This window comes from Curtobacterium sp. MCPF17_031, assembly GCF_003234035.1.
Taxonomy (GTDB): domain Bacteria; phylum Actinomycetota; class Actinomycetes; order Actinomycetales; family Microbacteriaceae; genus Curtobacterium.
Map to the genome: position 1 here is coordinate 218,485 of NZ_QKSG01000004.1, position 23,645 is coordinate 242,129.

Consider the following 23,645-nt stretch of genomic DNA (forward strand, 5'->3'; position numbering starts at 1 on the left):
GTGGCTATGCTCGATCCCATGGCGGAACGGGGCGCGTACGCGAAGGGCATCGAGAAGCGCAACGCGATCCTGGCGACCGCGCTCGAGGTCATCGCCGCGCGGGGGTTCCACAAGACGACGGTGCGTGACCTCGCCGAAGCGGCCGGTACGAGCACGTCCGGCTTGCTGCACTACTTCGGGACGAAGGAGGAGCTCTTCATCGAGATCCTGCGTCGGCGCGATGCCGACGCCGCGGCACAGGAGCCACCAGCCGTCCCGGGTGAGATCGAGGGGCTCATCGACATCGGCAGGCGGAACGCCGAGGTGCCTGGGCTCGTGCAGCTCTACGCGCAGTTCTCGACGGCCGCGGCGGAGGAAGGCCATCCGGCTCGACCGTACTTCCAGGAACGTTTCGCCGAGTACCGGGAGCGGATCGGGAGGATGGTCGTCGCTGAGCAGGCCGCGGGGCGCATGCCCGCCTCCCTCGATCCCACGCGGTTCGCGACCATCCTCGCCGCGGTGACGGATGGCCTGCAGACCCAGTGGATGCTCGACGAGTCGATCGACATGTCCGCCCACATCCGGTACTTGTTCGAACTGGTCGGAGCGGATGTGGAGCACGGTCGGTCCTGAAACCAGGACAACGTTTGAGTTTGAAACTCGAACGTTGTACGGTATCGAGGCACGCTCACCGTAGAGCGCCTCCTCGAAGGAACCCGACCATGACGACGACGTCCGACCGCAGCTCCGAGCCACCCGTCCTCGGCGGGACGACCGAGCCTGCTCCCCTCGTGCGTGGGACCATGCGCCGCCTCCTGGCGTGGATCATCCCGGCCAACATCAGCCTCTTCCTCATCAACGGCGCCGTTCCCGGTGTCCTCCTGCCACTCCAGCTCGAGCAACTCGACTCGAGTGGCAAGGTGGCGTCCTTCGCGCTCGTGTCCACCATCGGTGCCGTCGTCGCGATGATCGCGCAGCCGGTCGCGGGTCTCGTCTCCGATCGCACGCGATCGCGGTTCGGGAAGCGCGCCCAGTGGATCCTCGGCGGAGCGATCGTGGCCGGGCTCGCCCTGGTCGGCATGGGCTCGGCCAATGGGATCGTGCAGGTGACGATCTCCTACGTCATCCTGCAGCTCGCCATCAACTTCATGCAGGCGCCACTGAGCGCGATCCTGCCCGACCGCGTACCGCGGGGAGCTCGGGGTACCTTCTCGGCGCTCGCCGGTCTCGGGGCGCTCGTGGGCGCTTCCGCCGGTCAGGTCGTCGGGGCGACGTTCGCGCGGTCGGTCGGCACGGGGTACGTCATCTTCGCCGGCCTCGTCGTCGTCGTGCTCGCCCTCTTCCTGGTCTTCAACCCCGACCATGCGAGCAAGGACGCCGACCGCGAGCCGTTCTCCGTCAGCCTCTTCCTGCACACGTTCTGGATCAACCCGGTCCGCCACCCGGACTTCTTCTGGGCGTTCACCGGCCGGCTGCTGCTCTACACCGGCTACTTCGGGGTACTCGGGTACCAGCTGTACATCCTGCAGGACTACATCGGACTCGGTGCCGACGCCGCGGCCGCCGTCCCCGTCGCCGGTCTCCTCAACCTCGCCGGCATCATCGTCTCGACGGCCGTCTGCGGGCCGATCTCCGACCGCTTCGGAGGTCGCCGCAAACCGTTCGTCTTCGCATCGTCGCTCATCGTGGCGATCGCGCTGGTCATCCCGATGGTCTCGCACACCTACGGCGCATGGCTGCTGCTCTCCGCGATCGCCGGGGTCGGGTTCGGCGCGTTCAGCGCGGTCGACCAGGCGCTCATGGCCGACGTCCTGCCCTCGGCGAGCTCGTACGCCAAGGACCTCGGCGTGGTGAACATCGCCGCCACCCTGCCACAGGTCATCGCCCCCGCCGTCGCCGGCGCTGTCATCCTGCTCTTCGGCGGGTACCTCGCACTGTTCCCGATCGGGATCGTGCTTTCCGTCCTCGGCGCTTTCGCCGTCTGGTTCATCAAGGGAGTCCGATGACCACCCAACCCACCGTCCCCCCGACCGAGGTCTCGGTCAGCCCCGCCGACGCGGTCGACGCGCTCACCCTCGAACAGCAGGCGGCGCTGAGCAGCGGGGCTGACTTCGTCGCCACGAAGGCGCTCGGCGCCGTACCGTCGGTGACGATGGTGGACGGCCCGGCGGGTCTGCGCATGCAGGACCTCACCAAGGGCGCCGACCACCTCGGGCTCCGGCCGAGCCTCCCCGCGACCGCGTTCCCGTCCGGTACGGGGCTCGCACAGTCGTGGGACCCCGAGCTGGTCGGACGGGTCGCACGCGCCATCGGCACGGAGGCCCGCGCCGCTGGGGCGAACGTCGTGCTCGGCCCGGCGATCAACATGAAGCGTGATCCCCGCGCAGGGCGGAACTTCGAGTACTACTCCGAGGATCCGCACCTCACCGGCGTGCTCGCCTCCTCCTACGTCACGGGGTTGCAGAGCACCGGCGTCGGCGCGTCACTGAAGCACTTCGCGGCGAACAACACCGAGCACGAACGCTTCCGGTCGAGTTCCGACGTCGACGAGCGCACGCTCCGCGAGATCTACCTCCGTGCCTTCCAGCGGGTGGTGCAGGACGCCGAACCGTGGACCGTCATGTGTTCGTACAACCGCCTCAACGGCGTCCCCGTCGCCGAGAACCGGTGGCTCCTGCACGACGTGCTGCGCGCAGAGTGGGGGTTCACGGGCGCCGTGGTCAGCGACTGGGGAGCCGTCGACGACCGGGTGGCGTCCGTGCACGCCGGAGTCGACCTGGAGATGCCCGCCAACAGCGACGGGTCCCACGACCGCGCCCTCGCGGACGCAGTCGAGAACGGCCTGATCGACGCCCGCGAGGTTCGTGCCGCCGCCGAACGCGTCGCAGAACTCGCGATCCGGACGCACGCCGCGGCTGACGACATCGCCTGGGACGAGCAGCAGCACCACGACCTCGCGCGGGAAGCAGCAGCAGCCGGCATCGTCCTCCTGCAGAACGACGAGACGCTCCCGTTGTCCCCCGGAGCATCCGTGGCCGTCATCGGCCACTTCGCCACCGTCCCACGTGCGCAGGGTGGGGGGAGCTCCTTCGTGAACGCTCTCCGGATGGAGGTGCCGCTCGAGGAGATCCGCAAGGCCGCTTCGTCCGCCACGGTCGCATGGGCTCAGGGCTTCGATCCTGAGGACCCCGGGGTGTCCGAGCGCCTCCGCACCGAAGCGGTCGCCGCCGCACGGGCAGCGGACGTGGCGGTGGTGTTCCTCGGCCTCGCCGGCACCCAGGAGGCCGAAGGCTTCGACCGCGATTCGATCGCGCTGCCCGCGGACCAGCTCGCACTCCTCGCCGCGGTCCGCGCTGTCCAACCCGACGTGGTGGTCGTCCTCTCGCACGGCGGAGCGCTGGAGCTCGCCGCGGTGACGGAGCAGGCATCCGCGATCCTCGACGCGCCGCTGCTGGGTCAGGGCGCCGGCGGGGCGATCGCTGACGTCCTCTTCGGCGTCGTGAACCCGTCCGGTCGGCTGGGTGAGACGCTTCCCGAGCGCCTGCAGGACGTGCCCGCCTTCGGCAACTTCCCCGGTGAGCACCTGCACGTCCGGTACGGCGAAGGGCTCTTCGTCGGGTACCGCTGGTACGACGCTCGGGACGTGCGCGTGGCGTTCCCCTTCGGGCACGGCCTGTCGTACACCTCGTTCGACTACTCCGACCTCGAACTCGACGTCCAGCACAACGGTGTGACCGCTCATCTGACCGTCACCAACACCGGATCTCGAGCGGGCCGGGAGGTCGTCCAGCTCTACACCGGGCTCGACCGGTCGACCCACGTCCGGCCGGTCCGGGAGCTCAAGGCGTTCACGTCGGTGTACCTCGAGCCCGGCGAACAGCGGCGTGTCCGTCTGCACGTCCGCCGTGACGACCTGGGCGTCTGGGACACCCGGCTCGCCCGATGGACGATCGAGCCGGGTTCCTACCGGATCGACATCGGAGCATCCAGCCGGGACGTCCGCTCCACGGGGCACGTCGACGTCGCCGGTGAGCCCCGTCGCGTGCACCTCACCCTCGAGTCCTCGATCGAGGAGCTCCTGCAGGACCCGGTCGCCGGTGCGGCGTTCGAGCCGATGCTCACCGGTGCCTTCGGCGGCGGTGACGACACTTCCGTGCACGGAACCGGGATCGACATCCTCAGGATGATCGGCAGCACCCCTGTCCGTCGGTTCGTGGCGTCACTCGGCGGTGCCGAGCAGCTCGGCATGATCCAGCACGTCCTCGACCAGGCGAACGCAGCGCACACCGACTGATGCGTCGCGAGCGACCAGGGCTGGCAGCAGTCGCTGCCGGCCCTGGTCGGGTCGGGCACGCAACACAGCAGGCGCGGCTGTGCCGCGTGGTCGTTAGGCTCCGTTGGGACCGTGAGGAGCCTCCATGACCGACGCCCAGCAGCACACCCGAGCGTCCCGCGTCGCCGCCACGCGGGAGGCGATCCTCACGGCCGCCGAACAGCTCTTCGGCGAGTACGGGATCGCTCATGTGTCGAGCCGGCAGATCGGGGAGGCGGCCGGGCAGGGGAACACCGCGGCCGTCGGCTACCACTTCGGTGGCAAAGCAGAGCTCATCCGCGCGATCCTCGCCCGACACCAAGGCGCCATCAACGCGCTCCGACTCACAGAACTGGAACGAGTCGAAGGGTCCGATGACATCCGAGACTGGATCGCGTGTTTCGTGCGTCCGACCACGACGCACCTCGAGTCCCTGAGCTCCCCGACCTGGTACGGCCGGTTCAGCGCACAGGTCGCAACCGATCCCGCATGGGCCGACATCGCGATGGACGAAGCGAGAGAAGCGCCCGGTCTCATGCGGATCATGCACGGCATCCAGCGGTGCCTCCCGGACCTCCCGGCCCGCGTCCGCGCTGAACGGATGACGATGGGCCGGATCCTCCTGACCCAGGTCATCGCGGAGCACGAGCGCGCGCTGGAACGGGGCGGCGCTCGCATCTGGACGGACTGGCCGGCGGTGGCTGGCTCCCTCGTCGACGTCGTGTCGTCCCTGTGGCTCGCCGAAGCGCTGGTGACCGGACGTGCTGCCGGGCCGGCGCCGGCGTGAACCCAGGTCCACCGTTCGGAGGACCTCCCGTTCGCGGCACGTGGAAGTATCCCGAGAATTTAAATCATGCGTTTGATTCACTGATGGCCCCGAGGTTGACTGGTCGGAGCGGCAACACCTGTTGCCGCCAGGCCCATCGCGAGGAGCACGATGACGGACATCGCCACGGACAGCACAATGAGCGAGACCGAGTTGGACGCGCTGCGCGCCCGGTACCGGGTCGAACGGGATCGACGCGTCCGCCCGGACGGGTTGCGGCAGTACCAGGGCACACGCGGAGCGTTCGGGTACTGGGCGACGGACCCCTACACGCCCCGCACCGACCGGCCGGAGAAGACCGACCGCGTCGAGGTGCTCGTCGTCGGCGGTGGGTTCGGCGGACTCCTGACCGGGGCCCGGCTGCGGCAGGCGGGCTTCACCGACATCCGCATGACCGAGGAAGGGGGCGACTTCGGCGGGACGTGGTACTGGAACCGGTACCCGGGCATCCACTGCGACATCGAGGCCTCCGTCTACATGCCGCTGCTCGAGGAGGTCGGGACGGTCCCCACACGGCGGTACGCACCGGGGGAGGAGATCCGGCAGCACGCGATGGCGATGGCACGGCACTTCGACCTGTACGACGACGTGCTGTTCCACACCCGCGTGACGGAGCTCCGATGGGACGACGACGCAGCCGAGTGGGACGTCCAGACCGACCGCGGCGACGCGATGCGCGCCCGGTACGTGATCGTCTCCTCCGGATCGCTCTCCCAACCGAAGCTCCCCGCCATCCCGGGCATCGAGACGTTCACGGGTCACACGTTCCACACCAGCCGGTGGGACTACGGCTACACGGGTGGCGACCAGACCGGCGGGATGACCGGCCTCGCCGACAAGCGCGTCGCGGTCGTCGGGACCGGTGCGACCGGCATCCAGGTGATCCCCCTCGTCGCGGAGGACGCCGAACACCTCACCGTGTTCCAGCGCACCCCGTCGAGCGTCGACATCCGCAACAACCGCGACCTGCCCGCGGACTGGACCACGGGCCTCCCGACCGGATGGCAGCAGGAACGCATGGAGAACTTCCTCGCGGTCGTCTCCGGCGAGGAGACCGACGTGGACCTGATCCAGGACGGATGGACCTCCACCGCGGCGCTGCAACGCACGATGCTGACCGGGCAGACGGAGGACACGCTCGACCCGGAGGAACGCGACCGGCTGATCGAGATCGCGGACGCCCGCAAGATGGACCAGATCCGAGCGCGGGTCGACTCCGTCGTCACGGACCCTGCGACCGCAGAGGTCCTCAAGCCCTGGTACCGGTACATGTGCAAGCGGCCGACGTTCAGCGACAAGTACCTGCAGACCTTCAACCGTCCGAACGTGACACTGGTCGACACCGCCGACACCGGCGGGATCACCGCGATGACCGAGACCGCCGTGGTCGTCGGCGACACCGAGTACGAAGTCGACGCCGTCGTCTTCGCCACCGGGTTCGAGACCGGTGTCTCCGGGGTCGTCTCCGGGACACTGCCCGTGCACGGCCGGGACGGCACGCAACTGCTCGAGGCGTGGGCGCGAGGCCCCCGGACCCTGCACGGGTTCGTGTCCCACGGGTTCCCCAACCTGTTCCACCTGGGCGCACTGCAGAACGCGAACTCGGTGAACTTCGTCCACATCCTCCAGGAACAAGCGACCCACATCGCGGCGATCCTCGAGCACGCTCGTGACGAGGGTGCGCGGCAGGTCGAACCGACGGTGGAGGCAGAGGAGCGTTGGCTCGACACCATCCGGGAAGTGGAGGTGGACAACGCGGCGTTCCTGGCGGAGTGCACACCGGGTTACTACAACGGAGAGGGCACCCGGAAGCGCGGCGGCGGTGGGTACAGCCCGGGCCCGGTGCGGTTCCACCAGCTGCTCCGGGAGTGGCGGGAGACCTCGATCGACGAGGTCCTGGTGTCGGAGCTCGCCGTCAGCGCCTCCTGATGCGTCAGCTGCACACGAGCGGTACGCCGCGGGAACGAGCCGCGCGATCCGGCGGAGTACGAATCGGCGCGGTGCTGACGATGTCGGTGGCCGCAGCAGTCATGCTGTCGGGCTGCGCTGCGCCCGCGGACGACGCGGCCCCGGCTACAGCGCGCACGGACGATCGGACAGCACGCCGCGTCGTCCAGGTCGCGCCTGCACCGGAAGCCGGCACCGGGTACGGACCGCTGCTCGAAGGGCCGACGTTCGCTGCTGACGGGCGACTCATCGCCGTCGACGTCACCGCCGGAACCGCACGGCCGAAGGTCGTCCGGATCGACCTCGACCGCCGGAAGGTCACGGGGTTCGGGGACGCTGCGGGGCTCGCCGCGCCGACTTCTGCGCAGTTCAACCCGCGCGACGGCCGCTTGTACGTCACCGACTTCGCAACGGGGAAGGTCGTCAGCGTGGACGGCCGGGGCGGTGGCCTCCGCGTCGAGTTCGAGGGCCCCGTGGACGGCCGGCCCATGCAGCCGGACGACTTGACCTTCGACCAGGACGGGAACATGTTCGTCAGCGATGCGGCAGGGAATGCTGCATCGACGGAGGACCCTGTCGGACGGGTCGTCCGGATCGACGCTGCTACCCACCGCGCCACGGTGGTGCTTGACGGGCTCGCGTCGGCGAACGGAATCGCCTTCGACGAGGACCACCGTGGACTGTGGGTGAGCGAGTACAACCGCAACCAGATCGACCACGTCCAGCTCGACGCCGAACACGAGGAGGCGACGGCGGCGTATCCCGCCATCCGGCCTGACGCCGGGGCGAGCCGGGTCGACTCCGTCGCCGTCGATGCCGCCGGCAACGTCTACCAGGGGTACGAAGGGAAGCCCGTGATCGATGTCTTCAGTCGCGACGGTGACCCGGTCGCGCAGGTCACCGTGCCCAGTGACGACCGGCGAGCCGTGACCTCCGCGACGAACCTCGCGATCAAGCCGGGGACGACCGATGCGTACATGACGGTGAGCGGCCCGGGTGGGTCGTTCGTGTACGGGTTCCGCGCCTACGGCAAGGGTACGCAGCAGTCGAACGGCGGGTGACCAGACCTCGGACTTTCGTCAGGAGACGAGCCAGCGAAGACTGAGCTGGTCCCGGAGCGCTCCCGGTGCCCCCGGCGACTCGCGTGCAATGCCCGCGACCAGCGAACGGGTCGCCACCGGCCGATCGGTGATGACGCCGTCCAGGCCCGCCCTGAGCAGGACCCGGATGCGCACGTCGCTGTTCGCCGTCCATGCATAGACCGCCCGTCCGTCGCGATGGGCCCGACGGATCATCGCCGACGTGATGGACGCCTGTTCCACCGCGTAGAAGTCGACGGGGAGCTCCGGGAGTGGACCGACGTGTGGCCCCACAGTCAGGCCGACACGGTGCTCCGGGTGCTGCTCGAGCATCTCGTGCACGACCGTCGGGTCCAGCGAGTGGAACCACGTGCCGGGCGGTAGGCCCACACGATCGAGCTGCGCAAACAGGTCCCGAACGGATCCGCCGTTGGTCGCTGCCGTCACCTTGAGTTCGATGAGCAGCGGCATGCCGAGCTGTCGTGCGCGCTCAACGTACGCGGTCATCGTCGGGATGGTGTCGGCGTGGCCGTGCATCCGGACGGTTGTGCTCGTGACTGCAGCGGTCGACATGTTCGGGATGTCCTCGTCCCGGCCTGCGAGCACGAGGAGGTTCGTGTCGTGGCTCGCGACGAACGTGCCGTCCCGCGTCTGCTGGACGTCGACCTCCACACGGTCCGCATGCAGGGCAGCCGCCGCTTCGAGGCCCGCGATCGTGTTCTCCGGACCGCCACGATCGTGCCCACGATGGGCGATGACCGAGGCGCCTCCTTCTGAGCCGACGACGGACGGGGGGACGGCAGGTCGTGACACGGCGGGCGAGGGAACGAGGAGCATGCTGCAGCCCAGGGTGACGACCATCCCCACCGCCACGAGGCGGCCAGACGCCGAACGCCGGACGTGGACCCGTTCGTTCACAGCGGGTGGCCGTCCGACTGTTGCCCGGACGGTCCCCACGAGGGACAGGGCGACCGCCTGCGCGACCACGACCGAGAGAGCGGACAGGACGAGGACCGGGAGGACATCGACCGCTTCCTGTACCCGCACGGACGGGACGAGTCTCATCAGTGCAGTCGAAGTCTGGATGACCAGCGAGTTGACGATGGTGGAGCCAGCGAGCAGCACCGTCACCTGACCTGCGACGGCGAGACCACCGCGGCGTGTGGCTCGGAGGCTGGCGATGATCCCTGCGGCCGGCCCCTGCCCAGCGACGATCGTGAACGCCGGAGCGAGAATGAGACGGAGGCTGACGAAGACGACCAGGGCAGCGAGGGTGCACCAGAGTGTCGCGCTGAGCGGCGCCTTGAGGAATTCCCGCCCGATGAACGGTGGGACAGCGAGTCCGCCCGTGAGCGGCGCGAACACCGCGATCCCCGCTAGGGGCTGCAACACGGCGAGCTGCAGCCCGGTCACGACCACGCCCGGGCGGAGGAACCGTCGAGCCGAAGCCAGGGTTCCACGCGCCGCTGCTCGGACGGACAGCGGCTCACCTGCGAGTTGGAGGTCGGCAACCGTCAGGACGAGGACGCCCCAGCCGAGGGTGGCGGCGAGCGTGAGACCCGCCGCGGTCGCGATCCCGGCGAGGGCGATCGGGTCACCGAGCAGGGCAGCGAAACCGGTTGGGGTCGCAGCCACCCCGTTGGCTCGGTCGGTCGCGAGCGCGATCGACCACCGAGCCGCTGGACGCACGGCCACCGCGATGACAGCGGAGGCCACCAGGAGCAGCAGCCACACGCGGGCCGGGACCCGGACCAGCTGGGTGAGCGTGTTGCGGAGGGGCGGCACCACGAAACGGACGGGACGTGCGTCGTGAGCTCGCACGGCGCCTCCCGTCCAGTCCGTGACCGTGTCGACTACTGGACCGACCATCCGCCGTCGGACGGCAGGACGACTCCGTTGAGATTCGTGCCGTCATCGCTGAGGAGGAACGTGATCGACGCGGCGAGCTGCTGCGCCGTCGCCACCGCCGGGATCGTCTGCAGGAGCGGCTGGAGCCGGGATGATCCCAGCTCGGACTCGAATCGGGTCGGGATGCCGGTTGCGACGCCGCCCGGCGCTACTGCGTTGATCCGGATGCCGCTCGGGCCGTACATGAAGGCGCTGTTCTTCGTGAGGCCGACGACTGCGTGCTTCGACGTTGTGTAGGCCAGCCCGGCCGCGTTGCCACGCAACGCCGCCTCCGAGGCGATGTTCACGACCGAGCCGCGCCGAGCCGCGAGCATGGCCGGCAGCACCGCTCGGGTCAGGCGGAACATCCCAGTGACGTTCACGCCCATCACGCGCTCCCAGACGGCGTCGGACGTCTCGTGCAGTGGCGCCATCGTGTCGGTGATGCCCGCGACGTTGGCGAGTCCGTCGATGCGGTCGCCCGCGGCCTGGACCACGCGTTGGACGTCGTCCTCGCTCGTGATGTCACCGACCACGGTCACGACATCAGACCCGGGCAACTCGTCGACCAGTGCCTCCAAGCCGGCCGGGGCGATGTCTACTGCGACTACACGCCCGCCTTCTCGGGCGATGCGGGACGCGGTGGCGCGGCCGATGCCGCCGCCGGCACCGGTGACGACGACGGTCTGTCCCGCGAAGCGGCCCGGGACGACCACCTCTGCGTCTCCGTTCGCCGCCGCTTCGACGGGCATCTCTCCGCCGTTCGCCGCGAGGACCAGCCCGTCGATCGCGGCCTGGGGGAGCTGACCGTTCGAGAGTGCGACGAGCTGCTGTAGGGGCAGGCCACGTACGGGAGTGAGCGACTCGGGGTCGGTGCCGCCCTGGGCGAGGAGCTCGCGGATGAGCTCACCGCCGACGGGGTGGTCCAACCATGTGCCGACGGTTGAGGCGGCGGTGAGGATGGCGGTGTCGTTCGACATGATGTTCGTCCTTTCGTTGCGTGCCCCCATCGTCCGGCTCTGCACAGGGCGACGCATCGTCGTCTCGGATCGATCGGTCTACTGCATCGGCAGTACGTGCGGCAGCGCTGGCGCAACACCGTCAATCGGCGACCGTGACGGACAGCGGTGCTGTGCACGAGGGTGGGAGGTCTGCCTCCTCGCCTGATCCGATCACCTGCGTCCCTCGGAACCGACTGCCGCTCAGTGAGCGGCGGACCGTCGCGCCTACTGGTTGCGCTGGGAGAGGGGGGATCTACTGCAAATGGAGTAGTTCGAACGCTGCAAAAGGAGGCCGTGCCGAAGCGTCCCGGACGGGATCGTTGACGTTGTCCGCACCTCGCGGACCACGACGACGAAGGAAACCGCATGTCCACGTTCCTGTCCCACCTCGGGCGCTTCAGTGCCCGGTTCCGATGGCTGGTGATCGGAGCGTGGCTCCTGATCATGGCCGTGCTGATCGGCATCTTCGTCGTCGGCAGCGGCATCGAGAAGGACGCCGCGACCACGAGCATCCCCGACACCAAGGCATCGCAGGCGTTGGAGCGGATGAACAAGGAGTTCCCCTCCACGACCGGCGCGGACACCGCGTCCCTGCAGCTGGTGTTCCAACCGAAGTCCGGCGACGTCACGGACGCGACGACCGCGAAGCAGATCGAGTCGTTCCTCGCGAAGGCCGACAAGGTCAACGGAGTCCAGTCCGTCAGCGACCCGCTGAATGCGGAACAGCCGTACATCTCGAAGGACCGCACGGTCGCCGTCGCCACGTTGACCTACGGCGACCTGACGAAGGCCCAGCAGACGAAGTTCTACGACGCGGCCCTCGACCTGCAGGAGAACGCTCCTCCGGCGCTCGGCGTCGAGCTCGGCGGGAACCTGGTTCCCCTCGGCGCCCCGGCCACCGGCCCGGGTGAAGGCGCCGGCGTCATCATCGCGTTCATCATCCTCGCGATCACGTTCGGCTCGCTGCTGGCTGCGGGCATCAACCTCCTCGTCGCCGTCTACGGCGTCGGCGTCGGCCTGATCGGTGTCCTCGCCTACGGCGCGCTCACCCCGATCGGTGACAACGCGATCATCCTCGCCACCATGCTCGGCCTCGCCGTCGGCATCGACTACAGCCTGTTCATCCTGTCCCGCTTCAAGACCGAACTCCGCTCCGGACGGAGGGTCGACGACGCGATCGCCCGGGCCACCGGTACCGCCGGCACCGCCGTGGTCTTCGCCGGCATGACCGTCGTCGTCGCCCTCGTCGCGCTCCTGGTCGCGAACCTCAGCTACATCACCGAGATGGGTGTCGCCGCCGCCTTCGCCGTCGCCGTCGCCGTCCTGCTCTCGCTCACCCTGCTGCCGGCACTGATGCGGTTCATGGGCGTCAAGGCCCTGTCGAAGAAGCACCGTGCGGCGCTGCAGCGCGGGGAACTCTTCACCGAAGACGGCCCGCAGAAGCGCGGCGTCCTCCGCTCGTGGGGCAGCTTCGTCGTGAAGCGCCCGATCGTTTCTCTCCTGGGCGGGGTGCTCGTCCTCGTCGTCGTCGCGCTCCCCATGCTCAGCATGAAGACCGCCTCGAACGTCCCTGGCGGGTCCGACCCGGAGTCCACCGAACGCACCGCCTACAACCTCATCGTCGACGAGTTCGGCGGCATCCAGAGCCCCCTGATCGTCCTGGCCGAGGGCGACGACATCACCTCGAAGACCGCCGTGATCGAGAAGGAACTCACCGCTCTCGACGGCGTGCAGCAGGTCGTCCCGGCTCAGGTCAGCTCCGACGGCGACTACGCACGGATCACGGTCATCCCCACCGAAGGGCCGATCGACGACTCCACCAAGGACCTGGTGCACCAGATCCGTGACGACGCTGACAGCATCAGCGGAGCGCACCTCGAGGTCACCGGTGAGACCGCGATCGGCATCGACTCCGACGACCAGCTCGCTCAGGCGCTGGTGAAGTACGTCGTCGTCATCGTCGTCATCTCGATCATCCTGCTCATCGTCCTGTTCCGATCGCTCCTCATCCCCGTGATCGCCACGCTCGGCTACCTGCTCTCGGTCGGCGCATCCTTCGGCGCGAGCGTCGCGGTGTTCCAGTGGGGCTGGCTGGACTTCCTGCCCGCACCGCAGGGCGACCCGATGCTGAGCATCCTGCCGCTGCTGCTCGTCGGAGTGCTCTTCGGACTCGCGATGGACTACCAGGTGTTCCTCGTCTCCCGCATCCAGGAGATGTACCGCAAGGGCCTCGATCCCAAGCAGGCCATCCGCGAGGGCTTCTCCCGATCCGGACCGGTCCTGGTCGCTGCGGCGAGCATCATGATCGTCGTCTTCGGCGGGTTCGCCACCGGGGAGTTCGCGATCGGCGCCTCCATCGCGTTCGGGCTCCTCGTCGGCGTCGCCGCGGACGCGTTCATCGTCCGCATGGTCCTCATGCCAGCCGCGCTGTCCCTCCTCGGACGCTCCGCCTGGTGGATCCCCAAGTGGCTCGACAAGGTCCTCCCCGACGTCGACGTCGAAGGCCACGCCCTCGACGAGCACGACGCCGCGGCACCTGCCGCGCAGGACCAGCCACGAGTCCTCGTCGGCTGACAACTCGAAGGGCCCCGGTGAACACACCGGGGCCCTTCGTCCTCCGCTCGTCGAACGAAAGTGACCAGCTGATGCAGCACCCGGTCCGCCCCGAAGACATCCACCTCCCCCCGACTCAGCCCATCGACATCACCGCCTACCTCGCAGTGGAAGCAGATCGTGCGTTCGTCGAGAAAGGCTCCGCACCAGAGCTGAACGGTCAGGATCCCGAACCGCCCTGCTGAGCGCGACATCAGCAGACCCGCTGCTCGAGCGGTGCGCGGTCAACGACCGTAGGTGAAGTAGCCAGACGAGAAACCCCGTCGCAGGGCACCGCGAAGGCGTTGCCGGAGTTCGCCACACTCGCGGCCGAGGGACGCTTCCGAGTGCCGGTCGCCGCAGCGTTCCCTCTTGAGGACTGGCAGGCTGCGCTCACGATCAGCCGCAGCGGCAACGCCGTGTTGAACGTCCGAACGATCTGACGAGTTCCGCCGCCCCACGCCACGCACGAAGTGCTCACTGGGCGAGCCCGTGCCGGTAGGCGTACACGACCGCCTGTACACGGTCGCGGACTCCGAGCTTCAGCAGCATGCGGGACACGTAGGTCTTCGCCGTCTCCCGTGTGACGAACATCGCTGCCGCTATCTCGGCGTTCGACATGCCCTGCGCCAGCAACCGCAGCACTTCCTGTTCGCGGGGAGTGAGGAGTTCCCGGCCGGGTGGCTCGGTCGGTACTGGTCTGATCCGACCCGCAAATGCTCCGATGAGGTCTCGCGTGACGGTCGGGTCGACGATGGCTTCGCCGGATGCGAGCGTCCGGATCGCGTCGAGCAACCGGCGGGGCGTCGAGTCCTTGAGGAGGAACCCGCTCGCTCCTGCACGGAGTGCCTCGAAGACGTACTCGTCGAGGTTGAAGGTCGTGACGACGAGGATTCTCGGCTGGAGAGCGTCGGCCTCGACGAAGGAGATGATCTCCCGGATGGCGGAGATCCCGTCCAGCACTGGCATCCGGATGTCGATCACCAGGACGTCCGGGTGGATCGAGCGCACGAGGTCCACTGCGTCACGGCCGTTCACTCCCAGCCCGACGACCTCCATGTCTGCCTGCGCTCGGATGATCCGGGCGAAGCCGTCCCGCACCAGGAGCTGGTCGTCGACGAGTGCGACCCGTACGATGCCCGCCGAGGTCACCGTGATGCTCCGCGGGGGAACACGGCGGCCACTCGGAAGAGTCCATCGACCGGCCCTGTCCGGAGGGTGCCGCCGACGAGCGCCACCCGTTCCGCCATCCCGCTCAGGCCCCGACCCGGGATGTCGGCCGTTCCGCCGCGGATCCTGTTCTCGACGAGCAGTTCGATCGCGTCCGCGGTGTGCGTCATGGCGACCGTGACCTGCTCGCCGGGCGCGTGTTTCATCGCGTTCGTGAGGGCCTCTTGGCTGACACGGTGCAACGTGGTGGCAACGGGGGCCGACGGCTCGGAGGGTTCGCCGAGCTCTGTGAACCGCACGGGGTACCCCGTGGCAGCCAGCTGCTCGACGACGGTGCGCACGTCGCCGCCCACCGGAGTGACCGGCAAGGTTCCGGGTGTGGTCGTCGTGGTCTGTTCGAGGGCACCGAGGAGTGAACGGAGTTCCTGCAGCGCCTGCCGGCCCGTCCGGCCCACGACCTCGAGGGTCCCGTCACGGCCAGCGAGGTCGTCCCGTCCGAGGTAGGCGGCCGACTCGGACTGCACGACCATGGCGGTGATGTGGTGCGTGACGACGTCGTGGAGGTCACGGGCGAGAGCGTCCTTCGCCCGACGAACAGCTTCCCGAGAAGCCGCGGCCTCACGGGCGTCCTGCTCGGTGAGCCGGTGCCGGACGAGCAGCCCAGCGGTCCACGGCACCGTGAGGACCAGGCTGAAGGTGACCCAGTCCACCAGGCGTTCTGGCGAACCCGATCCCTCGAGAGCGAGCGCGAGGAGGACGTACGCAGCGACGGTGGCCACGGCGACGATCGCACGATGGAGCTCCTGGTACGCGCCCGTCGAGTACAGGGCGACGAGCACGCCGAGCCCGGCTGGACCGGAGTCGACACCGGACAGTTGCGCGGTCGTGAACGCGGCGCCGACCACGAGCAGTACGAACGCCGGACGGACACGTCGGAAGGTCAAGGGCAGCGTCTGCGCCACGGCGAGCACCGGTCCGGCCCACTCTGGCGGGCTGCGGTGCAATTCCCCGAGCTCCACTCCGGGGATGCCGAGTGGCAGCAGCGCAGCCGCGAGGAGTGCGATCGCGCCGATGGCGTCGCGCACCATGACTGGTTGTTCACTCCATCGCGAGGTCGTGCTGCCGAAGCGCATGAGAGCGACGCTAGCGTCGCCCGGTCTCGTGCAGGGAACACTGTCGACCTTCGGGGGACTCGGGGACACCTCGCCGGTTCCTAGCGTCGTGTCCAGGCAGTTTTCGCTGCACCCCGAGAAAGAGGACGACCATGACGAACACCTCCGCGCCGGCTGCTCCGCATCGTCGGGGAGTGATCAACCGACTCCGGACGTTCCCGGTCACGTGGATGGTCGTCGGGACCGTCCTCGTGTTCCTCACCTCCGCCGTCTTCACGGCAATCGGTGCCGAGTCGGGCCCGAGTGGCATGGCGCTCATGGCGCTGACCGGCATGGCAGCCGGTTCCGCGTTCTACGTGCTGACGATGCGCGTGATCGCCCGGCGACGCATCCCCGAGCTCGCCCGCCGGACGGCTCCGCGCGAGGCGCTCGCCGGCCTCGGGATCGGCGCCGCCTTCGTCATGGCCTCCTACGGCATCGTCCTCGTCGCCGGCGGGTACAGCATCGACTGGGCCCCCCGCGACGTCGGCAAGACCCTCATGCTCGCCATCGCCGTGAACGCCAGCGCTGCCGTCATCGAAGAACTCACCTTCCGCGGGCTGCTGTTCCAGGGGATTGAACGACTCGGCGGTCCGAAGCATGGTCGATGGATCGCCCTCACCGTGACGGCGACGCTCTTCGGTGCGTTGCACATCATGAACCCCGGTGCGACGCTGTGGACCTCACTCGCCATCGCAATCGAAGCTGGCGTGCTCCTCGGTGCCGCGTTCCTCTGGCGACGGAGCCTCTGGTTCGTCATCGGCATCCACTTCGCCTGGAACGTCATCGAGGGGCTGCTCGGCATCCCCGTCTCCGGGCATCGCAACCCTGGACTCTTCATCACCACCGTCCACGGCAGTGGAGTTCTCACCGGCGGCACCTTCGGCCTCGAAGCCTCGCTCGTCCCGGTCATCGTCAGCATCGCCATCGCCGTTCCGATGCTGACGGCCACCGCCCGCCAGCGGTCCACCGTCTCGGACGACCGGATGACCTCGTAGGAGACAGCAAAGCCGAAGAACGATCGGCGTGTACCAGTGCTACACTATGTAACGATGCTACAGAGCAAGGGAACCATCCGCAAACAACTGCTCCAGGCAGCACTCGCGATCGCGGTCGCCGACGGGGTCGAGGCGGTGTCGACGAGGGCCGTGTGCGCTGCCGTCGGCGTGCAGGCTCCGACCCTGTACCACCACTACGGCGACCGTGCCGGGCTCATCAGCGCAGTCGTCGACCGTGCGTTCGACGAGTACTTCGCGCAGAAGGACGCGGGCGCTCTGGACGAGTCGGAGCCGGCCGCGGCGATCGCTGCGGGGTGGGACGCACACGTCGAGTTCGCACGGAGTCATCCGGGGTTGTATCCGGCGATGTACCCCGTCGTGGGACCGCAGTCCCCGAACCTCGAACGGAGCGCAGCGCTGCTCCGTGGCAGCTTCGACCGGCTCCAACGCGACGGGGTACTCGCGGATGGCATCTCAGCCCGCCTCGCCGACGCGGCCCTGCGGGCGGCTCTCCGCGGCGTGGCGCACATGGTCGCGGCTGTGCCAGAAGACCCCGACAACCAGAAGGTGTCCGCGACGGTCCGCGACGCCGTGATCGCTCGACTCATCGACAACGGCCCGAAGGAAGGCACGACTCATGACTGATCTCCTCGTCGACAAGACGATCCTCATCACAGGTGCTTCTGCTGGCATCGGGGAACACTCCGCGCGGCTCTTCGCACGGGAAGGAGCCCGCCTGCTCCTCACCGCTCGACGTCTCCCCGAACTGGAACGGGTCGCGAACACCATCAGGGAGGACGGCGGCGACGTGATCGTCGCGCAGGCTGACACCACTGTTCCTGACGATGTGCAGCGCGCGATCGATGCCGCAGTCTCCCGATGGGGCGGGATCGACGGTGCTCTCAACAACGCGGGCCGGAGCCAGGGCGGCGCCCGGCTGGCAGAGGTTCACGACGACGTGTTCGATGCCGTCGTCGACGTGAACTTCAAGGGAGTCTGGGCCGCGATGCGTGCGGAACTCCGAGCGATGACCGCTCCGGGCGCGAACGGGGGATCGATCGTGAACGTCAGCAGCATCGGCGGCACATTCGGTGCCCCGGAACAGAGTGTGTACGGCGCCACGAAAGCAGCGGTCATCGCAATGAGCCGGGCGGCTGCCGCTGAGTACGGGCGCGAGGGCGTCCGCGTGAACGCCATCGCACCCGGCGCGACGATGACCGACATGATGACGACCTGGGAACAGCGTGTCCCGGGAATCATCGAACATCTCGGTTCACTCGCCGCACTCGGTCGTGTCGGGCAACCCACAGAGATCGCGGAGGCTGCTGCGTGGCTCTTGAGCGATCGGTCCAGCTACGTCAGCGGGATGACGCTCGGCGTCGACGGAGGAACGGCTCCTTGGCCCCACTGACGCGCCCGAGGTGTTCCGGCTGGAGCTGGCGCGGGAGATGCTGAGGCGGCGACGATGTGCTGCCTCAGTCGTCGGGGTGCGGTTCTGAGCGGTACGGCTCGTGCCAGCGGAAACGGTCGATGAGCGACGCGGCGACGGTGAGCCTGGTGAGCACGGTGAGCAGTCCGAATCCGACCGCGCCGCCCGCGGTGTTGCACAACCAGTCATTGACGTCTGCGATGTGGCCGCCCGCGGCGAGATCTGCGGTGATGAACTGGGCCAGCTCGACCGCGACGCTGATGCCCGCGATCACCGCCACGACCCGCCTCCACGTCGGCCGGGAGACCAGCAACGGCACCAGTATCCCGAGCGGCAGGAACACCAGCATGTTCACCACCGCGTCCTGCCACTCGTAACCGACGACCGGTGTGAAGTTGACCGGTGGGATCCACGGCCCTTCACTCGGGGGCCGGTCGAGATAGATCGGGAACACGGTGTTGGCCAAGATGCCGCCGGCGTAGACCGACAGCGCTGCCGCGACCGCCGCGCGCGGCAGCGTCAACCAACGTCGTGCCCGCAGGACCGCGATCAGCACCACGAAGAGCGCGGCGCTCAGCGGGATGACCACCGGCAGCACCGGTACCGCTCCGAACATCTCGTCTTCCCTCTCGTGACCTGAAGCGGCGCGGAGTCGCAACCACGACGTGCGGATTCTCGTCCAGAGGACCATGACCAGCCACCGGTCCCGTCGCAGCGATCATCCAGGGCGAGGCCGTCGTCGAGCAATTCCGGTGACTGACCTCGAAGAGCGCGGCGGGACACGCTCGACGAGGTGGTTGTCTCCGCCCGAGCGGGCGGATCGTCGTCAACGCGGCACACTGGTACCCATGAAGCAACCCGGGGTGTCGATGCAACTCGCGCTTGCGGTTGCCAGCCTCGCTGTCTCCATGACGGTCGGTGGGTACACACTGGGTGCTCCCCTTTGGGCAGTGGTCTGCGCGGGTTCGGCAGCCGTGGCCTGGATGGTTCGCGTGTTGGTCCGCGCGAGGGATCGTTCGGTAGGCGATGTCGGTCTTCTGATGGTGATGGTCATCGGTTCGGCACTTGCTGCCGGACCCACGTACGGCATCAGCTTGTACCCGGTGGCGGGTGGCCTCGTCATCGTCCTCGGCAAGACCGCACACGGGCGCTGGCGGGCCTGGGCGTGGCCCGTCCTGGCTGCATCGTCCGCCGTCATCGGTTTCGTCGTGGGTGCCCACGAGCCGGTGTCTGTGGGGATCACTGCATTGACCATCGCGATCGCGACGCTTGCTGGTCGCGCCAGACGCAGGAACGCACTCGAAGTCGAGAGCAGGTTCGCTGGCCTCGACCGTCAGTACGCCGCGGACTTGGCGCGCATGCAGGTGTCCGTCGATCGGTTGTTGCTGCCGACGGCGCTGCGCACGCGGTTCCTGGGGCTCACCCCGCGGGAAGCGGAAGTGCTCGCTCTGATCTGCAGAGGCCGATCGAACGACGAAATCGCGGTCACCTTGTCCATCACGGTCGCGACGGTGAAGGGATACGTCAATTCGTTGTTCGCGAAGCTGGCAGCCAGGGATCGTGCGCAGACCATCGCGCTCGTGCTCGGTACGACGTCGCACGAAGCTTCCCCTCACGCTCTGACGTCATCCGTCACAACCGACGGCTGACGGTCTGCACGAAGTCGACGCGCCCGCGCCAAGATGACGCTGACACGGAGCAACACCGTCGCCCCAGCCATCAGCACCAGGGCCGCCGGCCAGACGTCGTTGTTGATCGCATGCTCGAAGTCGAAGCGCCCGAGGTCCAGGCGGCCATCTCCGGTGGCCCACAGCTGGAACACCAGCCGCGCTCCCATGCCGGCGATCCAGAGCGCTGCTGCAACGACTCCGGCCCGAGTTGTGACCCTCCCGTCCGTTGTCGACATCTGCGTCGTGAAACCGATCGCTGTCCCGAGGAGCGCGCCAGCCAGGATGAGAACACCGATCACCGATGCGTTGTGACCGCCGAGCGGGACGGAGTGCACGAACGCGATGCCAGCCCAGAGCACGAGCGCGATCGGAAGAAGGATCTGCACCATGGTGAGGCGCCTCCGGCGGACCTGCAGCAGTACGAGCGCGATGAGGGTGATGTCGATGATCCAGAGGGTGGTTGTCATGCTCCGAGAATCGTGGTCGGGCAAACCTGCCGACACCGCCCCAGGGTGTGGTTCGGACGATCCCCACCCAGGGGAGGGTGCCATTCCCAGCACCTGTTCCGACGACGCTCGGCGCAGCTCAGGTGCCGATCGGTCTCACCGCTGGCGTGTGGGAACTGCGCTGACCGCGCGACTGCTCGCTCGTCATCGTGGGTGGGGGGCGATCACGAAGTGCCTGCGACCCGCCCTCGGAACGCCGCCGGCGACTCCCCGACGTGCCGCTTGAACGCCGTACTGAACGCACTCTCCGAGCTGTACCCGAGCGTGAAGGCCAACGCCCCGACGCGGGTGTCGCTCGAGCGCAGCGCACGCTGGGCCAGCACCATCCGCCAGGCGATCAGGTAGGCCAGCGGGGGAGTCCCGGCAGCCGCGCGGAAGCGTGCCGCGAACGTGCTGCGGGACATGGACGAGGCACGGGCCAGGTCCTCCAGGCTCCAGTTCCTGGCGGGCCCGTCGTGGATCAGGTCCAGCGCTGGGCGGAGCTGCTCGTCGGCCAGGACCTTGAGCCACCCGGCCGGCAGTTCGGCGTCGTCGGCGAACCCGCGGACGACATCGAGGACCAGCAGCTGCGCGTACTGCCGCATCGCGAAGTCCGATCCCATCCGGCCTCCGGTGATCTCGCTGAACAGTCGTTGCACGTGGCCTCGGGCCTGCGCCCCGACCGTGCTGTCCGCGCCGACGTGCATCAGGGGTGGCAGGACGCGGAGGAGCAGCTCTCGGCCGGTGGCGTTCAGGTCGATGCGGCCACCGATGACGATGTCCACGTCGCTCGCCGCAGCGTCGGCGTCCGAGATCCGCGATCCCGCCGTCGGCGGCTCGACGACCACGGGGTCTTCCGGGCCGTCACCGCCGTCGAGTGTCAGCCACGACCTCCCGTTCAGGACGGCAACGTCGCCGGCGTCGAGGCGGACCGGCGCCGAGGCCCCCTCGGTCTCCAGCGTCGCCCACCCGCGGACGACGGCGATGAACTTGAGGTCGTCGTCGATGACGCTCCGGGTGTGCCACCGGCCACGGAGGGCCGAGCCGCCGGACACGACCCCGCGGACCTCGATGAGGTCGAGCACCTCGGACAACCGATCGACAGGCATACCTGGACTCTAGGACATGAAAAGGCGACGGAGCATGATTCCGGATACGACCGCAAGGCCCCCAGGCTGGTCTCCGGACCAGGTTCCCCTGGTCACGTCATCACACCGCCACTGGGCGGCACGGAAGGCCACATCATGACTGCACCCCTGATCGCCCTGGTCACCGGAGGCAACAAGGGCATCGGCCGCGAGATCGCCGCTCAGCTCGCACGCCTCGGCCACACCGTCGTCATCGGCGCTCGGAGCCTGGAGCGCGGGGAGGAGACTGCGGCGGAACTCCGGGCAGACGGTGGCACCGTCACCGCTGTCGCGCTCGACGTGACCGACGCTGCCTCGGTCGCCGCGGCCGCAGAGCACGTCGCCGATGCGTACGGCCGGCTCGACGCGCTGGTCAACAACGCGGGGATCAGCCACCAGCCCGGCGCCGACCCCGCCGGGCAGCTGCCGCGGTCGGCCGACGTCGACCACGTCCGGGCCGTGTTCGAGACGAACGTCTTCGGCGTCATCACCGTCACGAGCGCGTTCCTGCCGCTGTTGCGTCGCTCGGCGTCACCTCGGATCGTCAACGTCTCGAGCAGCGCGGGGTCGCTCGCCGCCATCTCGGACTTCTCCAACACCGATCCGATCGCCCTCGGGTACGTGCCGTCGAAGACCGCGCTCACGGCCGTGACGATGATGTACGCACGCGACCTGGCGTCGGAGAACATCCTCGTCAACGCCGTCTGCCCGGGCTTCGTGGCGACGGACCTGAACGGTCATCGCGGTCTGCTCACGGTGGCGGAAGGAGCCCGGTCCGCCGTGACCATGGCGACCATCCCCTCCGACGGACCGACCGGGACCTTCACCGACGTGAACGGGCCGGTCGCCTGGTGAGGCGACGGCGGCCGGTGGCTCGCGCGCCACGGGAGCCGCGTCGAGCCTGACGGCGGTCGGATACGCTCGATCCACCCCGGTTCGTGACCGACCCGCGACGGCGACCGGGGTGCACGGTGGGGCGTGCGGTCAGGAGTGGTCCCGGCTGCCTGCACCAGAAGCCGGGGCGACCGCTGGGGGAGCGGAGCTGTTCTCTCGGCGCAGTACCTGAGGGGACACCATGTCGTTCAAGCACGTCATCACCACCGTCGTCGGGATCACGGTCGTGACCGTCGCGCTCGCCGGATGCTCGTCGCAGTCGGGGAAGTCCGCTCCGATCACGGCATCGGCGGAGCCGTCGCAGAGCCAGGCTGCGGAACAGCAGACGCCGAGCCCGACGCCGAGCAGCAAGCCCGCTGCGTCCGGTGAGGTCGACGTCACGTCGGACAAGATCACCGACGACCAGATGGGCCACACCGTGCAGGCCGACAAGGTCGTGCGGAACTTCCCGTGGACGTCGGCGCAGTCGGGGCTCGCGGACCGTGACGACAACGAGCAGGTCCTGGTCCACGTCGCCGTGACCGCGGGGGAGAAGTACTACTCGACGGTGGACTGCCTGGCGATCCGCGTGCAGGCCCACGGCAGCACGGAGTCGTACACGTCCCAGGGCACGACGTCGGTCGTCGAGGACGCGATGAAGGCCGCCGGCTACCCGGCGCTGACGAAGGTGGACCAGGGGCAGTCCGGGGAGGGCTGGTGCGCCTACTCGGTGGCCGACCCGTCCGACGTGCTCGACCTGGAGTACCAGCGCAACGCCGCCGCGTCGAACGGCGGCACGCAGATCACGGCGAAGGACTTCTATGCGCCGATGACGCCAGTGGCGTCCTGACGGCGGGTTTCCGGTGAGGCGCCCATGAGCCGGAAGTGATTGGCCGCGGACTCGCGACGCAGTCCACGACCGTGCTGACGGCAGCATGTTCCTGAACGAGGACATGCCCTGGGTCGGGGGATGCGTTCGTGATCCGCACGATGGGATGATCCGCTACCGCGATCGCCTGGAGATGACCCCGCTCGGATGAGCGGGGATCTCCCACGACTCAGCGAGTCACGTCCTGACGGCCGAGCATCGTCCGGTAATCCGTCCCCCGGGAGCAACAG

Annotated in this window: 20 protein-coding genes; 13 read left to right on the forward strand and 7 right to left on the reverse strand. The window is 68.6% G+C overall.

Annotation, left to right across the window (positions count from 1 at the left end; all coding sequences use genetic code 11):
• Window positions 1-18: 18 nt before the first annotated feature.
• From DEJ31_RS08405 to DEJ31_RS08430, 6 genes are all read left to right on the forward strand, one after another.
• Window positions 19-612: a TetR/AcrR family transcriptional regulator gene (locus DEJ31_RS08405; RefSeq protein ID WP_110826173.1), complete on the forward strand. Its 594-nt coding sequence runs from the start codon at window positions 19-21 to the stop codon at window positions 610-612.
• 89 nt (window positions 613-701) lie between these two features.
• Window positions 702-1,985 carry an MFS transporter gene (locus tag DEJ31_RS08410; protein ID WP_111121626.1) on the forward strand — a complete coding sequence of 428 codons (1,284 nt, stop codon included), beginning with the start codon at window positions 702-704 and terminating at the stop codon, window positions 1,983-1,985.
• The gene (locus tag DEJ31_RS08415) at window positions 1,982-4,273 is read left to right on the forward strand and encodes a glycoside hydrolase family 3 C-terminal domain-containing protein (protein ID WP_111121627.1); all 2,292 of its coding nucleotides are present in this window, start codon (window positions 1,982-1,984) and stop codon (window positions 4,271-4,273) included. Before DEJ31_RS08410 ends, DEJ31_RS08415 begins: the two co-directional genes overlap by 4 nt.
• Window positions 4,274-4,397: 124 nt before the next feature.
• The gene (locus tag DEJ31_RS08420; RefSeq protein ID WP_111121628.1) at window positions 4,398-5,078 is read left to right on the forward strand and encodes a TetR/AcrR family transcriptional regulator; all 681 of its coding nucleotides are present in this window, start codon (window positions 4,398-4,400) and stop codon (window positions 5,076-5,078) included.
• A 150-nt stretch (window positions 5,079-5,228) separates the two neighbouring features.
• The gene (locus DEJ31_RS08425) at window positions 5,229-7,046 is read left to right on the forward strand and encodes an NAD(P)/FAD-dependent oxidoreductase (RefSeq protein ID WP_111121629.1); all 1,818 of its coding nucleotides are present in this window, start codon (window positions 5,229-5,231) and stop codon (window positions 7,044-7,046) included.
• Window positions 7,047-7,132: 86 nt separating this feature from the next.
• Window positions 7,133-8,125 (forward strand): SMP-30/gluconolactonase/LRE family protein, encoded by a 993-nt coding sequence (locus DEJ31_RS08430; RefSeq protein ID WP_258366229.1) that lies wholly within the window; start codon window positions 7,133-7,135, stop codon window positions 8,123-8,125.
• Window positions 8,126-8,143: 18 nt separating this feature from the next.
• Here DEJ31_RS08430 and DEJ31_RS08435 read toward each other — a convergent pair whose 3' ends face one another.
• Window positions 8,144-9,931, reverse strand: a complete 1,788-nt coding sequence (locus tag DEJ31_RS08435; RefSeq protein ID WP_181433480.1) for a glycerophosphodiester phosphodiesterase family protein — start codon at window positions 9,929-9,931, stop codon at window positions 8,144-8,146.
• Window positions 9,932-9,996: 65 nt separating this feature from the next.
• Entirely contained in the window at window positions 9,997-11,010 is a 1,014-nt protein-coding gene (locus tag DEJ31_RS08440; RefSeq protein ID WP_111121632.1) for an SDR family NAD(P)-dependent oxidoreductase, read from the reverse strand.
• A gap of 387 nt (window positions 11,011-11,397) precedes the next feature.
• Between DEJ31_RS08440 and DEJ31_RS08445 the strand changes: the two genes are divergently transcribed.
• On the forward strand, window positions 11,398-13,605 hold the full coding sequence (locus DEJ31_RS08445; protein WP_111121633.1) for an MMPL family transporter: 2,208 nt from the start codon (window positions 11,398-11,400) through the stop codon (window positions 13,603-13,605).
• 495 nt (window positions 13,606-14,100) lie between these two features.
• On the opposite strand, the gene DEJ31_RS08455 is transcribed toward DEJ31_RS08445, so the two are convergent.
• Together DEJ31_RS08455 and DEJ31_RS08460 are read right to left on the reverse strand one after the other, a co-directional pair.
• A complete protein-coding gene (locus DEJ31_RS08455; protein ID WP_258366230.1) occupies window positions 14,101-14,775 on the reverse strand; it encodes a response regulator transcription factor in 675 nt (224 codons plus the stop codon).
• Window positions 14,772-15,926, reverse strand: a complete 1,155-nt coding sequence (locus DEJ31_RS08460) for a sensor histidine kinase (RefSeq protein ID WP_111121634.1) — start codon at window positions 15,924-15,926, stop codon at window positions 14,772-14,774. The genes DEJ31_RS08455 and DEJ31_RS08460 overlap by 4 nt, the downstream gene beginning before the upstream one ends.
• 131 nt (window positions 15,927-16,057) lie before the next feature.
• Between DEJ31_RS08460 and DEJ31_RS08465 the strand changes: the two genes are divergently transcribed.
• The 3 genes from DEJ31_RS08465 to DEJ31_RS08475 are packed head-to-tail and all read left to right on the forward strand — an operon-like array spanning window position 16,058 to window position 18,353.
• Window positions 16,058-16,942, forward strand: coding sequence for a CPBP family intramembrane glutamic endopeptidase (locus tag DEJ31_RS08465; protein WP_111121635.1), 885 nt, complete (start codon window positions 16,058-16,060; stop codon window positions 16,940-16,942).
• 54 nt (window positions 16,943-16,996) lie between these two features.
• A complete protein-coding gene (locus tag DEJ31_RS08470) occupies window positions 16,997-17,587 on the forward strand; it encodes a TetR/AcrR family transcriptional regulator (protein ID WP_111121636.1) in 591 nt (196 codons plus the stop codon).
• On the forward strand, window positions 17,580-18,353 hold the full coding sequence (locus tag DEJ31_RS08475; protein ID WP_110902854.1) for an SDR family NAD(P)-dependent oxidoreductase: 774 nt from the start codon (window positions 17,580-17,582) through the stop codon (window positions 18,351-18,353). Before DEJ31_RS08470 ends, DEJ31_RS08475 begins: the two co-directional genes overlap by 8 nt.
• Before the next feature lie 64 nt (window positions 18,354-18,417).
• On the opposite strand, the gene DEJ31_RS08480 is transcribed toward DEJ31_RS08475, so the two are convergent.
• Window positions 18,418-19,062, reverse strand: a complete 645-nt coding sequence (locus DEJ31_RS08480; RefSeq protein WP_258366231.1) for a VanZ family protein — start codon at window positions 19,060-19,062, stop codon at window positions 18,418-18,420.
• 157 nt (window positions 19,063-19,219) lie between these two features.
• Between DEJ31_RS08480 and DEJ31_RS08485 the strand changes: the two genes are divergently transcribed.
• Window positions 19,220-20,020 (forward strand): LuxR C-terminal-related transcriptional regulator, encoded by an 801-nt coding sequence (locus DEJ31_RS08485; RefSeq protein ID WP_258366232.1) that lies wholly within the window; start codon window positions 19,220-19,222, stop codon window positions 20,018-20,020.
• On the opposite strand, the gene DEJ31_RS08490 is transcribed toward DEJ31_RS08485, so the two are convergent.
• Both DEJ31_RS08490 and DEJ31_RS08495 read right to left on the reverse strand, forming a co-directional pair.
• Complete coding sequence (locus DEJ31_RS08490; RefSeq protein ID WP_111043608.1) at window positions 19,984-20,508, reverse strand: hypothetical protein; 525 nt, start codon at window positions 20,506-20,508, stop codon at window positions 19,984-19,986. The two genes, DEJ31_RS08485 and DEJ31_RS08490, sit on opposite strands and share 37 nt — an antisense overlap.
• A gap of 203 nt (window positions 20,509-20,711) precedes the next feature.
• Complete coding sequence (locus DEJ31_RS08495; RefSeq protein WP_111121638.1) at window positions 20,712-21,635, reverse strand: AraC family transcriptional regulator; 924 nt, start codon at window positions 21,633-21,635, stop codon at window positions 20,712-20,714.
• A 135-nt stretch (window positions 21,636-21,770) separates the two neighbouring features.
• Here DEJ31_RS08495 and DEJ31_RS08500 point away from each other — a divergent pair, with 135 nt between their 5' ends.
• Complete coding sequence (locus DEJ31_RS08500) at window positions 21,771-22,508, forward strand: SDR family NAD(P)-dependent oxidoreductase (protein WP_111043606.1); 738 nt, start codon at window positions 21,771-21,773, stop codon at window positions 22,506-22,508.
• A gap of 220 nt (window positions 22,509-22,728) precedes the next feature.
• On the forward strand, window positions 22,729-23,376 hold the full coding sequence (locus DEJ31_RS08505; protein WP_111043605.1) for a hypothetical protein: 648 nt from the start codon (window positions 22,729-22,731) through the stop codon (window positions 23,374-23,376).
• The last annotated feature ends 269 nt before the right edge of the window (window positions 23,377-23,645 follow it).

What these genes read in the sequence shown, in the direction of transcription:
- DEJ31_RS08475 (WP_110902854.1), top strand. Translation starts at nt 17,580, where the DNA reads ATGACTGATCTCCTCGTCGACAAGACGATCCTCATCACAGGTGCTTCT.
- DEJ31_RS08480 (WP_258366231.1), bottom strand. Translation starts at nt 19,062, where the DNA reads ATGGTCCTCTGGACGAGAATCCGCACGTCGTGGTTGCGACTCCGCGCC.
- DEJ31_RS08505 (WP_111043605.1), top strand. Translation starts at nt 22,729, where the DNA reads ATGTCGTTCAAGCACGTCATCACCACCGTCGTCGGGATCACGGTCGTG.
- DEJ31_RS08410 (WP_111121626.1), top strand. Translation starts at nt 702, where the DNA reads ATGACGACGACGTCCGACCGCAGCTCCGAGCCACCCGTCCTCGGCGGG.
- DEJ31_RS08460 (WP_111121634.1), bottom strand. Translation starts at nt 15,926, where the DNA reads ATGCGCTTCGGCAGCACGACCTCGCGATGGAGTGAACAACCAGTCATG.
- DEJ31_RS08490 (WP_111043608.1), bottom strand. Translation starts at nt 20,508, where the DNA reads ATGACAACCACCCTCTGGATCATCGACATCACCCTCATCGCGCTCGTA.
- DEJ31_RS08425 (WP_111121629.1), top strand. Translation starts at nt 5,229, where the DNA reads ATGACGGACATCGCCACGGACAGCACAATGAGCGAGACCGAGTTGGAC.
- DEJ31_RS08420 (WP_111121628.1), top strand. Translation starts at nt 4,398, where the DNA reads ATGACCGACGCCCAGCAGCACACCCGAGCGTCCCGCGTCGCCGCCACG.
- DEJ31_RS08445 (WP_111121633.1), top strand. Translation starts at nt 11,398, where the DNA reads ATGTCCACGTTCCTGTCCCACCTCGGGCGCTTCAGTGCCCGGTTCCGA.
- DEJ31_RS08495 (WP_111121638.1), bottom strand. Translation starts at nt 21,635, where the DNA reads ATGCCTGTCGATCGGTTGTCCGAGGTGCTCGACCTCATCGAGGTCCGC.
- DEJ31_RS08440 (WP_111121632.1), bottom strand. Translation starts at nt 11,010, where the DNA reads ATGTCGAACGACACCGCCATCCTCACCGCCGCCTCAACCGTCGGCACA.
- DEJ31_RS08470 (WP_111121636.1), top strand. Translation starts at nt 16,997, where the DNA reads ATGCTACAGAGCAAGGGAACCATCCGCAAACAACTGCTCCAGGCAGCA.
- DEJ31_RS08405 (WP_110826173.1), top strand. Translation starts at nt 19, where the DNA reads ATGGCGGAACGGGGCGCGTACGCGAAGGGCATCGAGAAGCGCAACGCG.
- DEJ31_RS08465 (WP_111121635.1), top strand. Translation starts at nt 16,058, where the DNA reads ATGACGAACACCTCCGCGCCGGCTGCTCCGCATCGTCGGGGAGTGATC.
- DEJ31_RS08415 (WP_111121627.1), top strand. Translation starts at nt 1,982, where the DNA reads ATGACCACCCAACCCACCGTCCCCCCGACCGAGGTCTCGGTCAGCCCC.
- DEJ31_RS08485 (WP_258366232.1), top strand. Translation starts at nt 19,220, where the DNA reads ATGAAGCAACCCGGGGTGTCGATGCAACTCGCGCTTGCGGTTGCCAGC.
- DEJ31_RS08500 (WP_111043606.1), top strand. Translation starts at nt 21,771, where the DNA reads ATGACTGCACCCCTGATCGCCCTGGTCACCGGAGGCAACAAGGGCATC.